Annotated in this window: 10 protein-coding genes; 5 read left to right on the forward strand and 5 right to left on the reverse strand. The window is 61.7% G+C overall.

Annotated features, from left to right (window positions below):
• Positions 1–3 precede the first annotated feature (3 nt).
• Positions 4–1,104: a chorismate-binding protein gene (locus tag IPJ76_12505; protein QQR85427.1), complete on the reverse strand. Its 1,101-nt coding sequence runs from the start codon at positions 1,102–1,104 to the stop codon at positions 4–6.
• The gene (locus tag IPJ76_12510) at positions 1,101–1,520 is read right to left on the reverse strand and encodes a hotdog fold thioesterase (GenBank protein QQR85428.1); all 420 of its coding nucleotides are present in this window, start codon (positions 1,518–1,520) and stop codon (positions 1,101–1,103) included. The genes IPJ76_12505 and IPJ76_12510 overlap by 4 nt, the downstream gene beginning before the upstream one ends.
• Positions 1,521–1,560: 40 nt before the next feature.
• Between IPJ76_12510 and IPJ76_12515 the strand changes: the two genes are divergently transcribed.
• The 3 genes from IPJ76_12515 (at position 1,561) to IPJ76_12525 (ending at position 6,730) form a co-directional block, all read left to right on the forward strand.
• Positions 1,561–2,262, forward strand: a complete 702-nt coding sequence (locus IPJ76_12515) for a response regulator transcription factor (GenBank protein ID QQR85429.1) — start codon at positions 1,561–1,563, stop codon at positions 2,260–2,262.
• A 378-nt stretch (positions 2,263–2,640) separates the two neighbouring features.
• Positions 2,641–5,952 (forward strand): PQQ-dependent sugar dehydrogenase, encoded by a 3,312-nt coding sequence (locus tag IPJ76_12520; protein ID QQR85430.1) that lies wholly within the window; start codon positions 2,641–2,643, stop codon positions 5,950–5,952.
• A 10-nt stretch (positions 5,953–5,962) separates the two neighbouring features.
• Positions 5,963–6,730, forward strand: coding sequence for a T9SS type A sorting domain-containing protein (locus IPJ76_12525; GenBank protein QQR85431.1), 768 nt, complete (start codon positions 5,963–5,965; stop codon positions 6,728–6,730).
• Between the two features lie 49 nt (positions 6,731–6,779).
• On the opposite strand, the gene IPJ76_12530 is transcribed toward IPJ76_12525, so the two are convergent.
• Positions 6,780–9,515: a PD-(D/E)XK nuclease family protein gene (locus IPJ76_12530; protein QQR85432.1), complete on the reverse strand. Its 2,736-nt coding sequence runs from the start codon at positions 9,513–9,515 to the stop codon at positions 6,780–6,782.
• A 30-nt stretch (positions 9,516–9,545) separates the two neighbouring features.
• Here IPJ76_12530 and IPJ76_12535 point away from each other — a divergent pair, with 30 nt between their 5' ends.
• Both IPJ76_12535 and IPJ76_12540 read left to right on the forward strand, forming a co-directional pair.
• The gene (locus IPJ76_12535; protein ID QQR85433.1) at positions 9,546–9,812 is read left to right on the forward strand and encodes a hypothetical protein; all 267 of its coding nucleotides are present in this window, start codon (positions 9,546–9,548) and stop codon (positions 9,810–9,812) included.
• Between the two features lie 54 nt (positions 9,813–9,866).
• Positions 9,867–11,996, forward strand: coding sequence for a gliding motility-associated C-terminal domain-containing protein (locus IPJ76_12540; GenBank protein QQR85434.1), 2,130 nt, complete (start codon positions 9,867–9,869; stop codon positions 11,994–11,996).
• A 3-nt stretch (positions 11,997–11,999) separates the two neighbouring features.
• Here IPJ76_12540 and IPJ76_12545 read toward each other — a convergent pair whose 3' ends face one another.
• Both IPJ76_12545 and IPJ76_12550 read right to left on the reverse strand, forming a co-directional pair.
• Positions 12,000–12,449: a GNAT family N-acetyltransferase gene (locus IPJ76_12545; protein QQR85435.1), complete on the reverse strand. Its 450-nt coding sequence runs from the start codon at positions 12,447–12,449 to the stop codon at positions 12,000–12,002.
• A gap of 2 nt (positions 12,450–12,451) precedes the next feature.
• Complete coding sequence (locus tag IPJ76_12550) at positions 12,452–15,586, reverse strand: UvrD-helicase domain-containing protein (protein ID QQR85436.1); 3,135 nt, start codon at positions 15,584–15,586, stop codon at positions 12,452–12,454.
• Between the last annotated feature and the right edge of the window lie 16 nt (positions 15,587–15,602).

Raw genomic sequence — 15,602 nt, forward strand, 5'->3', positions numbered from 1 at the left:
CGGCTACTTCAGGGCGGCAATGGGAGCCAGCCAGGTGCGCGCCTTCTCCTCCGTTTCGCGCAGCTCTTTGTCCGGGTCGGACGCTGCCGTGATGCCCGCACCGGCATGGATGGTCGCCGTCCCTTCGGCATGCTGCAGGCAACGGATGTTCACAAAGAGCTGACCATCACGCACAGAGCGCCATGGCCCCCAAAAGCCGGCGTACAACCCTCGTTGCACGGGTTCGTTGGCCAGAATGAAGGACATTGCTTCACTCCTCGGTGTTCCGCAGACGGCCGGTGTCGGGTGCAGCTCGCGGACCAAGGATGCAGGAGAACGATCACCGACGGGGGCTGACACGGTGGTGAGCAGATGTGCCACCGGGCCTGCGGTCACCACGTTCGGTCCGTTCGTGTTCACATCGGTGTAGCCTGTTGCACGGAAGGCCCCCACAACACCCGCGGTGACCATTGCTTGCTCTTCGCGCTCTTTGCTGCCCCATGCGCCTACTTCATCGTTGAACGTTCGGACCGGAACCGTACCGGCTAGACTGTCCACTCTGATCCGGTCTTGGGATACGTTGATCAGACGCTCAGGAGAAGCACCCAGCCAAGTGCCGTGTTCTGGAAGCGACACCAGAGCCACCAGCACTTCCGGTGAGGACTGTAGGGCGTGTGCGAAGAGATCGGGAAGCTGCTCGGGGGCAAGGTCCACTTGTTGCGCGCGGGACAACACCACTTTGGCCATGCTGCCGTGGGCCATGCGCTTCTTGGCAGAATCCACGCTCTCGGTGAAGATGGAGCTTGCATCCGCCGGAACAACCTGTTCGTGTTGATGCAGTTCGTTGGTGCCCAGGCAATCGGTCAAAGCAGGATCTGCATCAGCCGCGCTCCCACTTAGAATGCGCACATCGGGAGCGATCCCCAATGGACCACGGGGATCGGCCACGAAAGGCATCACCAGGAACCGGTTGACCATGGCATCCAGTGCCTCCCACGATATGCGTTCGGTCTCCGGTTGATGTTGCACCCACAGCTCAATGGGACCGTGAGGCGCGCGGAAAGCAGCGAACGTCAATCGGCGCTTGAGGCATACATCAAGGAGGTGCCGGAATGACCGCGTCATGCCCGCCGCTCAATGACCAGGTTGGTCAATCGGCACAACGCCACCAACGCTCCCTGTTCATCCTCCACGCGGATGTCCCAGACATGGGTTGTTCGTCCTTTGTGCGCCAGTCTGCCGATGGCTTTCACCAAGCCGGAACGCACGCCACGCAGGTGGTTCGCGTTCACTTCAATGCCCACCACGGCATGCCGCTCACGGTCGATGAGCATATAGCTGCCCGTGCTGCCAAGCGATTCGGCCAGTGCTGCCGTGGCCCCACCGTGCAGAAGGCCCATGGGTTGGTGCGTGCGCGGCTCAACCGGCATGGTCGCGCAGAACGTTCCTGGTTCACCCGCAACAAAACGGATACCCAGCGCGCTGATCATGCAGTGGGCACTGATTGCGTTGGCTTGCTCGATCTCTTCTGAAGTGAACATGCTTTTCGGTGGGTAAACATAGCCGCACCACCTTTGCACCATGCCCGCTATTGCACCCGGCCGCTTGTTGCTTGTGGAAGATGAACCCTCACTGCGGAGCACGCTGAAATTGAACTTGAAACTGGATGGCTATGAGGTGACCACTGCAGCTGATGGCGCAGAAGCCTTGGCTCGTGTGCGAGGTGCTCGTTTCGACCTGGTCGTCCTCGATGTGATGTTGCCCGAAGTGGACGGTTTCACGGTGTGCGAGACCATGCGGGTGGAAGGGAACACGACGCCGGTGCTGTTCCTCACTGCACGGAACGCCCCGGCAGATCGCATCAGGGGCCTGAAGACCGGCGATGATCACCTGGCCAAGCCGTTCGAATTGGAGGAGCTGCTCTTACGGGTGAGGAAGCTGCTTGCCCGTGCAGGCGGAGAGCGCCGGTCGGTTGTGGAGGACACTTACAACTTCTCCGGTCATTCCATCAATTTCAAGGGATATTCGCTCACGGACAGGGAGGGAGGACTTCACCCACTGAGCAAGCGCGAGGCTATGCTCTTGCGGCTACTGGTAGAGCGCAAAGGCGAAGTGGTGAGCCGTGAGGAGATCCTGCAGAAGGTTTGGGGCTACGACGTCTTCCCCAGCACCCGCACGATCGACAACTTCATCCTCAATTTCAGGAAGTATGTCAAGGACGACCCCAAGGCTCCCCGGCATTTCCATTCCATCCGCGGGGTTGGCTACCGGTTCACGGAGTAGATTTTTTTGACCTCGGGCGGCAACCCTGTTCTGAGGAGGGCGTCTTCCCATTGTTCGCGGGCAAGGGCGATCCTCCGAACCCGCGATCGGTTCCATCAATTTTTCCTTGCAGGTACCGACAGGGGCTCCATCCGGGCCCCTGTTCGGTTTTCTGACCTGTCGTTCATCATGGTGGCGCCCCCCAGCGGACCCCAGTACATTTGCCCGCCGGGAGTCAGCACGCGGGGTCTGTGTGCAGGAACCCTTGGTCATGTGGCCCGTAAACGGCACAATATCATGCAGTTGAGCACCGTGCACAGCCTGTTCCGTTCGCTTGCCTTGGCTTGCACATGTGCGGCGTCTTCCTTGTCCCTTGAGAGCAGAGCGCAGCTTCCCGGCATGCAGCACCAGTTGCTGCTCGATCAGGTGAGCAATCCGAGCAGTGTGGCCGTTCTCCCGGACAACAGGATGCTGGTTGCCACCCTTGGGGGTGTGGTCTTCATCACCAGCCCCATCGATCAGCCTCCGTTGGACCTGTCCATCTACATGGCGTTGTCCAACATCAACTTCACTGCCGAGCACGGCCTGGCTGAACTCGTGTTGGACCCTGACTTTGCCAACAACGGCTACTTCTACATCTACTACAGCACCTTCGCCAACAAGAACCGGGTTTCGCGGTTCATCCACCACGACAGCGTGGCTGATCTGAGCGATGAGTTCGTCGTCTGGGAAACGGTTGCTCCGTTCAGCGATTGTTGTCATACGGGTGGCGCTCTGAACATCACCCCTGATGGGAAGATCCTCCTTGCGGTCGGTGACGATTTCACGCCTGCTCTTGCACAGAGCACGTCAAGTCCCTACGGCAAGGTCCATCGCTTCAACACCGATGGCACGGTACCCGCCGACAATCCGTACTACGATGCCACGCCCGGGCTGTTCAACGCGAACGGCGCGCTCAAGACCATTTACAGCATGGGCTTGCGCAGCCCTTTCCGCGGTGCATACGATGCGGTGAACGCCCGCTTCTACGTCAGCGAAGTGGGCGGCAACGATATCAATGTGTCCTGGGAGGACCTTCATCTCTGCACGCCAGCGGCCAACTTCGGCTGGCCAGCCTGTGGTGATGGTGGCAGGGGCATTGGGGGAGACTGCTTGGACCCGGCATTCAGCGACCCCGTGTTCACATACCAGCACAACGGCGTAGGTGCATCCATCATGGCGGGCTTTGTCTATGACGGGACCATGTTCGGTCCGGCCTACGAAGGCAAGTTGTTCTACGCGGACTACGTGAGGAATTGGATCCGCTGCTTGACGCTTGCGCCGAATGGATCCGTGATCGGGGACGAGGTGTTCCTGGACCCCGATTCGATGGGCGGGGTGGAGCCGCAGAGCGTGGTGAAGCTCCTTCAGGGACCCGATGGCTCGCTCATCTATGTATCGTTCGCTGATGGTATTGGTGGGCTTACAGGGTCGGTTCACAGGATCTTCATCGCCCCCGACTATTCACCCGTTTGCGGTACCATTTCAGCAACGCCCCAAAACGACCCTGGTCCGACCGTGCAAGTGCAGTTCAATGCTTCCGCCACCGATCCTGAAGGTCTGCCGCTCACCTACACATGGGCGTTCGGTGATGGGTCGGGAACGTTCGTTGGCGCAGCGCAAACGCACACTTTCAATGGGGAAGGCGTGTACGAGGCCATCGTGGTGGTAAGCGACGGAAACAGCAGCACCGTGTGCGAAGCGCCGCCGATCACCGTCGGGATCCCTCCTACGGTCCAGATCATTTCTCCCGCGAACGGTTCGTTCTTCCAAGCTGGGCAGGTGGTGGAGTTCACGGCGCTTGCAACGGATGACGAACCGGTGCCACCGACGACCTACGTGTGGACCGTGCAGTTCCAACACGATGCCCACACGCACCCGGAAGCCGGTGCGAGCGGCGGCGCAACGTTCGACCTGGTGGTGCCAACGGACGGCCACGGCTTCAGTGGGAACACATGGTACCGGGTGACGGTCACTGTCACCGATGCCGATGGCATCCAAGCTTCCACGTCGATCGAGGTTTTTCCACTGAAGGTCCAACTGGGGATCCAAACCGTGCCGCAAGGGCTGGAAGTGATCGTTGAAGGCTTGCCATTGGTCGCGCCTTCGATGCTGGATCATGCAGTGGGCAGTAAACTCGTGGTGAGCGTACCGCTCTCAACACAATGCTTCAATGGCGTGAGCTACGCCTTCACCGGGTGGAGCGATGGCGGCGCCTTGACGCACGAGTACACCGTTGGCGACGCCAATGCTACGCTCACCGCCTTTTACACGCCCGTGGGTGCTTGCGGAGAGTGCGGGCACGCGTTGTCCTTCGATGGTGCCGACGATCTGGTGTCTTTCACCCCGTTCACCATCGTGGGCGATTTCACGCTCGAGTTCTGGATGAACGCTGCAGCTGGTTTGAGCTCCGCGGACGCCATCGTTGGAAACAACAGTGATTTCTCGCTGGACCTGGACAACGGTAGGATCCGCTTTTTCAAGGTGGCCGATCGGTTGACCGGCTCCCAGCAGGTCATCCCCGGTCAGTGGCATCACTATGCGATCACACGTGCGGGCAACGCGCTGAAGCTTTATGTGGACGGTGTTCAGGACGTTGCCGCAAGCGCTTCACCGTTCACGGGCACCATTTGGTCGCACGCCTTGGGCAAAGGCGCGTTCGCCGGTTCCTTCAATGGTGAACTCGATGAAATGCGGTTGTGGAACAATGCGCGATCGGCAGCGTTGATCGCGGCGAACCGGAACGGTCCTGTGGACCCTGCCTCCAATGGGCTGGTGGGTTATTGGTCTTTCGATGCCTTGCCTGTTCAGCAGGAAGTGAGCGACCATTCCCAGGCTGGCCGCAACGGTGTTCGCGGGTACACCGCCAGCACCGAGAGCAGCGATCCGTCCGCGGTGCTGTCCAACGGGCCCATGTCCCAGCACTGCCCGCGCGCCAAGTCGTTCATGTTGCGTACCTATTTGCAAGGTCCGTACGACACCAACGCGGGACTTATGCGCGACGATCTCCGTGCAACGGGAGCCCTGCCCTTCACGGAGCCGTACACCCAGCTTGGATTCCTGCGCGCGGGCACGACAGGCGAATCGACGGCCCCTGGTGTGCTTGCCGTGAACGGACCGGATGCGATCGTGGATTGGGTCCTGCTCGAGTTCCGTTCAGCCGTCAACCCCGCCGTTGTCGTCGCCACGCATGCGCTGCTCCTTCAACGGGATGGGGACCTCATTTCGCCCAGTGGCCAATGGCCGGTGATGCTGCCAGTTGAAGAACCGGCCTATTATGTCGCTTTGCGGCACCGGAACCACTTCGGAGTGATGACCGCCGCACCCGTGGCAATGGACGGTTCAGTGGCCCTTGTCGACTTCACCTCGACAGGTCAGACCGTATACGGCACGAACGCGTTGACCTCCGAGGGGGGGGTATTGCTCCAGTGGGCGGGCAACACTACTTTGGACGCGCTGCTGAAGTACGTAGGCATGTCGAACGACCGCGATCCGATCCTGCAAGCCATCGGGGGGAACGTTCCCACGGCTGTGGTGAACGCCTACTCCGTTTGTGATGTGAACTTGGACGGAGCGGTGAAGTACGCCGGTGCCGCTAACGACCGCGACCCCATTCTCGTAAACATCGGTGGCTCCATCCCCACCAACGTCGGCCACGAACAACTACCGTAACCCCATCAACATGTTGAAGCATAAACTCCTCGCCGTTCTGGGTCTTCTGCCGGCCGGTCTCATGGCGCAGAGCCAGGTGGACATCGGCATCTACAACAACCGCGACGGACAGGTCGAAGTGCGCCTGCGTCCGCAGGAGAACTTCAATGGGATCCTCTCCAGCGTGGTGTTCACCCTGCGTTGGGACAAGAACAGCGGCGCAACCCTTGGGGACATTGCCCAGGAACAGGACATGGTAGGTGCCATCAATATGAACGCCAGTGGCGCGGTGCGTGAGAACGGCAACTACAACTACCAGGTGTTCGCGGGCTTCGGTTTCTCGCCCATGAGCGATGCCGGTCTTGCCCTTGAGGCGGGCAAGGAGATCACCTTGGCGGTGGTTCCCGTGAGCGGCAAAGCCGAGATCGAACTGGTGAACGACGCTTGGACCGGTGAGCTCGCCAACAACGGCGATTACTATGTCTCGCTCGGCGGCCAGGACCGCACGGGCCTCATCTACAAGGATCTTGCGAGCGCGGCGGATACGGACGGGACCGTGGTCATTCGGCCGAACCCGAACGATGGCTTGTTCAGCTTCCAGTTCACCGTGCTTGAGCCGACGGATCTGCAGGTTGAGATCGTGAACGCCCTTGGCCAGGTGGTCTTCACGGAGCGTCAGGCGAAATTCGTTGGCGCTTATCGCAAGGAGATGGACCTGACGGCGCAGAGCAACGGGGTCTACTACTTGAAGGTGACCCGCAACGGGGAGCAGAGCGTGCACAAGGTGGTGTACCGCTGATTATTCATCTTGAGGATCCGGCGGGGGCTTTCGGGCCCCCGCTTCATTTTCAGGCCATGCAGAACCGGCAATACGAACTCTTCGGGTCGTGCGTGAAAGGCACCGCGGTGTCGAGGATGCTGCTGGCGATACCAGTGAAAGTCTCTGCCAGTGTTGCGACATGCGCTCGGCCGATGTTGGCATCACCGTTTATCCGCAGGTCGGAACGGTCGTGCAGGGAGGGTTTGCGCAACGCGACCAGCCCTGCGTTCAACTGGCTCAGACCCGGATCGGCCACCAGTTTCATCAGGGCATAGGCCGCAAGTTGAAGTGCCTTCTCTTTCGGTTTGCCCGAGGTCGGTAATTCCAGGACCAGGTCGCTCTCTTTCACGGATCCGGTCTTCACGTCCACGATCCGGTGCACGCCGTTCCTGAGCTCCGTGCGGTCCAAACGCCCGTGGAGAGCAAAGGGGACACCAAGCGTGGCCCGTCCGTCAGGAACCTCGATGTTCAGCTGTTCCTCCAACGACAGGATGGTGATGGATGTGCCATTGTCGATGGAACCAGCATCGTTGAGCAAACATCGCTCGATCGCGTTCCGGGCCATGTCCCATTGCAGATGGGCGTGGCCCTTGGCGGGATCGATGTGCGGAGCTTCCGCCAAAATGCGTGCTACCAACACCGGCCCGGCTTGCTGCGCTGCCTCACGCAGGTATTGCGCCGCCAGCGGCTTGCCTATCGTAGGCGCCAGCAGCATTTCAAGGGTCTTGTGGACCGCAGTGCCCATGACGTCGCTTCCAACGTCGTTGGTGAACACCTCCGGTTCGCGCAACCCGATCACGTGCTTGAAGTAGAAATCCAGCGGGCACCGCAGGAACGTGCCGATGGCGCTTGGCGAAAGGCCTATCGCCAAGCGCTCATGCAACAGCGCGATCATCGTTGCGCTCTTTTCCACGACCAGGAGAGCCTCTGGTCGCTGCCGCGCAGGGACTTGGTAGGACCCTTGCTCGAATTGCGTGAGGCTGCTCTTCAGCGACGATCTAAGTTGATGGATGTACCGTGTTTCGCCCGCTTCGCCGCCCGGACCGGCCGTTGAGCGGATCAAATGCACCTCGCGGGCACGCTGCACCGCGCGATGGAACGTGTAGGCTTGAAGCGCATCAGCATCCGAGGGCAGGGACATCTTCCGCATCAACCGGATATCGAACGGGATGAACGACCGGTCCACGCTTGGGGGCGGCAACGTGCCTTCGTTGCAGGACAGGATGATCAGGCGCTCGTGATCGACCGCGCGGGTGTCGAGCATGCCCATGATCTGCAGGCCTTGCAACGGCTCGCCCGTGAAGGGGATGCGCTGCTCCCGGGCCATGCGTGCGAAGAGCCGGTAGAAGGTATCACCATCCGTATGGATGGCAATGCGACCGAGTTCGTTGGCAAGCTGTTCCAGCATTCGCGCGGCGCGGAAGAGCTGCTCCCGCTCGAACGGACCGTGTGCGCCATCGGCGAGCGCAAGGCTGATCAATGAACTGTATCCTGCGCGTTCCGTTGCGCTGCGCCCGGTTGCGCGCAGCGCGCTGAGCAAGGCCTCGCCAACGGCATCGCCGGACCATGCGGCGGAGAGCGTGGCTGGCGATAACCAACTTTGCGTGAACAGATGCGGACGAAGCTCCGAACGCAGCACAATGCTCCTGGCCAACGCCGGTGCCAACAAGGGGTGTTCGAGCAAAGCGTGCATATCCTCGGCCCGGACCCGGCCGCCTGCGTTCCATGTTGTACGGAGCTTGAAGAACGCCTCCAGCAACCCGAAAACCGGGAGCTTGCTCAGGCGCAGGCCCATGGTGATGTTGAGCGGGCCGATGTCAGCGGGCAGATGTTCCAGCAAGGGCAGGAGCAAACCCTCGTCAGTAAGGACCACCGCGGTTTTCGCACGCTCTGCCGCGCTCAGTTCGGACAGGAGGCGCCCGGCGTGGATGCACTCGGCGATGGGCGTGGGCACTTCAGCGATCCGCAGTTGCCGTACGATCGTGCGCAGGTGATCTCCCATCGGGACCAGGCCGGTTCCGTGCCGAGCGACCACACGGCGCAGTGAACGTCCCGCCTCCTGGTCATCCTCGCCCATGTACGACAAGTCCCCGTCGAAGCATAAGCGGGCGATATCCGCTCTCTGCAAGGATGAGAGCACGCTGTGCTGGGCCGGTGTCATGGCATTCAGGCCCACGAACCACAGCGCCTTCCACGGCGATGATGCTCCCTTGGCGAGGTTCTCCGCAGCTTCCCGCGCTACCATTCCCGTGGTCCCGGCCTTCACTGCCTTGAGGTTCTCCTTGAAGCGGTGGTGGAGGTCGCGCTGCTTCAACCACCGGTCAAGCAAGCGCGACTGGGACGGGCTCATTCCTGGTCGATCGAAGGACCATTGCTCTATCCCCTCCACTTGTCGCAGGTCGACGTAGAACGCCTCCACATCCAGCAGGTCCGATTCGATGGCGTTGATGTCCGATAGGATGATGGGTGCCCGGTCCAGGAAGGCATGCAGATCCTCGGATGCCCGGTCTTCTTCGGTCTGGGCACTGCGCAGTGCGAACAGGGCTTCGATGTCATGGACGGGCCGCGCTCCTGAAAGCCGCTCGCAGAGCGTTTCCCAGGACAGGATCTCAGGGCTCCAAAGGGCACCGCCGTTCAACGCCGCCAAGTGCTTGCGCAGGTGAAGGCCCGAACGCGAGCTCGGCATCACCACTGCGACATCGCACAGCGCCGGGCCGTGCTCTGCGAGCATCAGCTCCGCTACGGTGCGCAGGAAGGGCTCCACGGCGACAAGATAGAAGCGCACCTTTGGGCCGTGGAGCAGCCGGTCTATCGTCGTTCGGCGAACGGGAGGAACTTCTACAGGATACTGTCCGGGACGGCGTTCACGGAGGTGCAACTGATCGGGAGCCGGTCCATTGTGCATGACGTGGTGGCGGCCACCTACCCCGAACGCGTGCTCATTGCCGATATGGTGGCCATGACCGACGGGCACTTCCTGCCGTGCACCCCGGCCGAGTTCGACGAGGCGATGGGACGGTCCGGGGGCTCTGACCTGTTCAGACCGGCCGACAATAGGTAGAGCCCGGGCGTCGCGGTTCCGGTCGGTTGCGTCCTACCTTTTGCGAGCCGTTCCATGAAGTTGCGATCGATCATAGGAGCCTTGGCAGGTGCGCTTTGCCTTCAAGCGGGCGCAACCCACATCCTCGGTGGGGAGATGTTCTATGCCCACTTGGGGAACGACGACTACGAGGTGACCTTGGTGATGTACCGTGACTGCGGGCCGGGCAACGTTAACGGCACCGGGTTCGATGCCTCTGCTGAGCTTGCAGTGTACGATGCCAATGGCAGCTGGCTGTTCAGCGAGTTCCCGCAATTCACGGCTCCCATCCTCGTGCCGGTTCAATTGAACAACCCTTGCCTGCTGGTATTACCGGTGATGTGCGTTGAAGCCGCGGAGTATGTGGTGGTCATGAACCTTCCGCCGATCCCCGGTGGCTATCATATCACCTATCAGCGCTGCTGCCGCACTCCCACGATCCTCAATCTTCAGACGCCCGACCAATACGGCATCGCCTGCGCAGTTCACGTGCCCGATGCGAACCAATCGGGCTACAACAGTTCCCCGCAGTTCAACCTGTTACCGCCCATCGCGTTGTGCAGCAACGATCCCTTCGCGTTCGACCATGGTGCCACAGACCCCGATGGTGATTCACTATCGTTCGAACTGGTGACACCTTGGAACGGCGGTTCGCAGTTCGATCCCATGCCTTCGCCGCCGGACGCGCCGCCGTTCGTGGACGTGCCATGGGAATTCGGGTTCAGCGCAGCGAACGCCATGAACACGGCTCCACCGCTCACCATCGACCCGCTGACCGGGGCATTGAGCGTGCTCCCCACCTCGCTTGGCCAGTACGTGATCTGTGTCCGTGTACAAGAGTTCCGCAACGGGGTGTTGCTCACCGCGATACGGCGCGACTTCCGTTTCGAGGTAGTGCCTTGCCAGTTGGCGGTGGTGAGCGCGATCCAGCAGCAGGTGTCCACATGCGATGGTCTCACCGTCGACTTCGACAACCAGAGCGTGAACGGAAGCAGTTACTGGTGGGATTTCGGCGACCCCAATGCGGGCAACGACACATCGGACCTCGCAACACCGGCCTGGACCTATGCCGATAGCGGCACGTACACGGTGACGCTGATCACGCAACCGGGCTGGCCTTGCGCGGACACGGCCACCTCCGTGTTCGAGGTTTACTTACCCATCGCTCCAGCGTTCGCTGCACCGGACCCGCTGTGCTTGCACGCACTGCCAGTGCAGTTGGATGCCACCGGCGTCTTCGGCAACAACGCGCAGATCGGATGGGACCTGGGTCCGAACGGGGCTGTACCTCTTATGACCGGCGACCCCGTCATGGCCGATTTCACCGCACCCGGGAACCACGCGGTTGAACTAACGATCACTGATCACGGATGCACGGAGTCCTACACGGATACCGTGCGGTTGTACCCGGCGCCAACGGCCGTTTTCACGCCGGACACCTCGGGATGCGTGCCACTGCCGGTGCAGTTCGGTAACCAGAGCACCGCTTGGACACCCATGCAATACCGGTGGGAGTTCGGCGATGGAACGACATCCGCACAAGCCGCGCCGCTTTACACCTACCAAGTGGACGGTTCGTATGATGTGAAGCTCACGGTGATGACCACCAGTGGTTGTGTGGACACCGTTGAGGCTTTCCATCCCAACGCGGTGCGCGGTTACCCGCAACCCGTTGCAGGTTTCTCCGTGCATCCTCCCACAGTGAACGTCATGGACCCGGTGGTGCTCATCACCGATCAGAGCCAGGAGGCGCAGACCTGGACCTATTGGATCGATGGTGAACAGGTCACCGATCCGACCTTCCTATGGAGCTTCAGCGATGCCGGCGAGTACACCGTCGTGCAGGAAGTGGGCACATCGAACACTTGTGTGGACCGCACGGAACTGACAGTGATCGTGCGCGACCACCTCTTCTACGCGCCCAACGCGTTCACCCCGGACGGTGATGGCGTGAACGACGTGTTCTGGCCGCGCGTGGTCGGTGCGGGCTCTTACGACCTGCGCGTGTTCGACCGCTGGGGTTCCGTCATCTTCAGCACGGGCAGCACGGAACAAGGCTGGGACGGGGCAGGGCTTCCGCCCGAGGTCTATTCGTACAAGGCCACCATCACCGACAAGGGCGGCAAGCACCGCGAGTATTTCGGCAGCGTGACGTTGGTGCGCTGATCATCAGGCATCGAGCACCATGTCGATGTGCATGATACCGTCCCAATCGTAGGGCGCGCTTACCGTGCGGTAGCCCAGGCGTTGATAGAACCGCTCCAAGTACTCCTGTGCCGCGATATGGTTCGCGTGCGATCCGTGGATATCCTCCAACACCTTGAAGCACGCACGCATGAGCGCTACGGCCTCACCGGTGCCGCGCATCCGCGGATGCACCACCACGCGGCCGATGTGAGCAGCGCCTTCGCCGTGCTTGGGCAGCACGCGGGCGTAGGCCATCAACGCGCCTTGGCTGTCGAGACCGAGCACATGCCAGGCATCGGTGTCCTGCCCGTCCACTTCGGCATAGGCGCATTGCTGTTCCACCACGAAGACATCCACGCGCAGCTTCAGGATGGCATGCAACTGCGCAGTGGACAAGTCGCGGAAGTGGGAATGGGAGAACCGCAGGCTCATGCTTACGTGCCAACGCGCTCCAGTTGGCCGCTTTCCAGGTAGAACAAATGGCCATCGAGGACGGTTTCCCCGGCTTCGCGCAGCACCTGCATGTAAGTAAGGACCTGCTTGCGGTGGCCGTGCCGGGGTGCACCGGTCTTCAGGTCCAGCACGCGGATGCCCTGCGGTGTGAACGCCAGCCGGTCGGGGCGCACAGTGTGTCCATCAGCAGTGATGAGCGCCACCTCTGAGCGCACCTCGTTGGTTCCGTCGAACCACGGCGCGAGCGCAGCGCTCGACAACGCCGGTGAAAGTTGCGCCAGAGCGGCTTCCTGCTCGCTTGCGGGAAGAAGGCCTTGCCGAACTGCGCCTTCCACAATGCTCGGCAAGTCCTGCGCTGTGGTTGTGCGCGCCACGATCTCGTGCAGTGCATTGCCGCGCGACCGGAACGGGTCGGGGTTGGCGGGATCCCATTCCTGGGGTGCTTCCATGCGCAGCAGCATTGGCGGTCGCCGTGCCGAGGTGTCGATGCCGACCAACGCTTGTGCGGTGGACGATGCGGTTCGTGCGATCTGCTTCGAGCGCTCGCCACTGATGTACTTGCCATCCGCCACGCCTTGTGCCTCCACATGTGCAATGACGCGCTGCGTGAGTTCGCCGCTCGCCGGGTCGAGCAGCAAGTAGAGACGTTCCTCGGCGCGTGTGCATGCCACGTAGAGCATGTTCAACTTGTCCAAGGCTTGCTCCTCTTGTTCTTCGGTTGCTTCGGGCACATCGGCTTCGGTCAGCTCCTTGGTCAACGCCACCAGCGCTTGCGGTCGCTGCGGTGCCACAGTGCCCGGGTTCATCCAGATGAGGTCTTCGCGCCGACCGCCCTTCCGCTCGGTGTAGGGCAGGATCACCACAGGGTATTCCAAGCCCTTCGACTTGTGCACCGTTACGATGCTGATGGCCGTTGGCGAAGGCGGTATTTCCACGACACCCGTGCTGCCCGTGCGCTCCCAGTGCTCCAGGAACCCGAGCGCATCATCGCCGTGCTGCACACTGAAGGCATGCGCTTGGTCCAGCAGGAAGAGCACATGGGCATCGTTGGTGTGGTCCAGGCCGGCGGTGCGGGCCAGGGCCATGAGCAGTGGTCGTAGTCCCTTGTCCGCGCCGGTGAGCTGGGCCGCTTCGTCGAACCGGTCCATGGGGGCCAGCGGGTCTTCCGTGTCTTCGACTTCCCAAGTGAGGGGGCCTTTCTGCGTGTTGCCGTGGATGAGCGCCAGCGCTTGAATGGCGCGCATACCGGCCGTCGGATCCAATAGCGTAACGTAGCGCAACAGGTCGATGAGCAGGGTAGTGGCCTTATCCGCACCCAGTCGCATGGCATCGGCGCTGGTCACTTCATGCCCTGCGCCCGAAAGCCATGTGGCGATGCGCGCACCTTGGCTGTGCGCTTGCACGAGCACGGCGATATCGCCCGGCGCGAAACCGTCCCCCAACGCTTGCTGCACGCTCTCCAATAGGAACTGTTTTTCCACTCCGTCCTCGTTCACGCTCTGTTCCTCTTTCGAGGTGATGCGCACGTGAACCAGACCGGTCTGCTCGTTCTTCACGCGTTGCTCCTGTCCGGCATAGGCAATGGCCAGTTGCGGCGGTAGTCCCTGCGCCAAGTGCGCGAAGAGCGCGTTGTTGAACTCCACCACGGTGCGCGTGCTGCGGTAGTTGAAGGGCAACGGTTCGGGCTCTTTGCTGGCCAGCACCAGGGCGTTCTCCCGCGCGGCGCCATCAGGGAAACCATCCCTATCGTGCAAGCGCGGCAGTGCCATGAACTGGCGCACATCGCCGTTGCGCCACCGGTAGATGGCCTGCTTGGCATCGCCCACGATGAGCGCGCTGCCGTTGTTGCCGAGCGCGTTCTCCACGAGCGGCAGCAAGCTGGTCCATTGCAGGCGGCTGGTGTCCTGGAACTCGTCGATCAGGTAGTGCAGGTAGCGTTCGCCAATGCGCTCGTGGATGAAGCTCGCGTGTTCCTCGCGCACCAGTTCGGCCACTTTGCGTGTGAGGTCGCTGAAGAAAGCCACGCCGTCTTCCTGTTTCGCGGCGTCGAGGTGCTCATCGAGTGCTTGCAACGCGGCCGTGGGCATCAGCTTGCCAAGCACGGCTGCCGAAACGATGAACCGTTTCCCGTTGGTAGCATGCTCCGCTTCCGCGCTTTGCACAATGCTCAGCACCCCGGGCGCCAACGCGTTCACGCGCGCGGCTTTCGGCTTGGGCACTTTGCTGCCCGCGAGCTTTCCCACCTCCAGTCCCTGCTTGCGCGAGGGCGGCAGTGGTGCGAAGTCCTCCTGTGGAAAGCGCGCGACTTTCCGGAACCAGCTCAGCACGCCCTTGTCGCCGAAGGCCAGGTTCCCCGCGCCCAGGTCGTTGTCCGCGCAGAACGCCAGGCCCTGCTTGCCGAATGCCCGCATGCGCTGTGTATGGGCCTTGCACCATGTGCGCAGATCGTTGGCCAATGCGATCGCATCCTCAGGGCGTTGATCACGCAAGGCCTGCAATGGCCCCACCGCACTTTCCTTGATCAGTTCCTTGGCCAGTGCGTGCAGCGGTTTCCGCGCGTTCCAATCCTGCTCGTCCTCGAGCAATTGGCGGCATGTCTCCGTAAGCACCTTGCGCAGCCAATCGTCTTCCACGGCTGCTTCCAGCAGGCGGTCCACGGCCGCTTGCAGGTAGTAGTCCTCCTCGGTGGTCATCTCCAGATCGTTGTCCAACCGCAGGTCGCGGGCGAAGGGCCGCGTGATGCGCCGCGTGAACGCATCGATGGTGCTGATGGCCAGCTGCGACCAGTGGTGGAGCATGTGGTGGTGCATGGTCTTCGCGCGCGCAGCCAATTCATCATCGGAAAGGCCGGTGCGTTGCAACAGGTCAGCGCGCACATCGGCCAGGCGGCCATCGGTGGTGTTGCCGTTGGCGAGGCCCTGCAGGTAGCTCAGCACCCGCTCCTTCATCTCGCCGGCCGCCCTGTTGGTGAAGGTGAGGGCAAGCACCCGGCGATAGGCGCCGGGATCGGGACTGCACAGGCAGGCACGCAGGTAGTGCTTTACCAGCGCATGGGTCTTGCCCGCGCCCGCGCTACTGCGCAGCACGAAGAAGCCGATCGGGGCACCTGCCGTCATGGTGCACAAGGTAGAA

This window comes from Flavobacteriales bacterium, from assembly GCA_016699575.1.
In the GTDB taxonomy this organism is placed as follows: Bacteria; Bacteroidota; Bacteroidia; order Flavobacteriales_F; family PHOS-HE28; genus PHOS-HE28.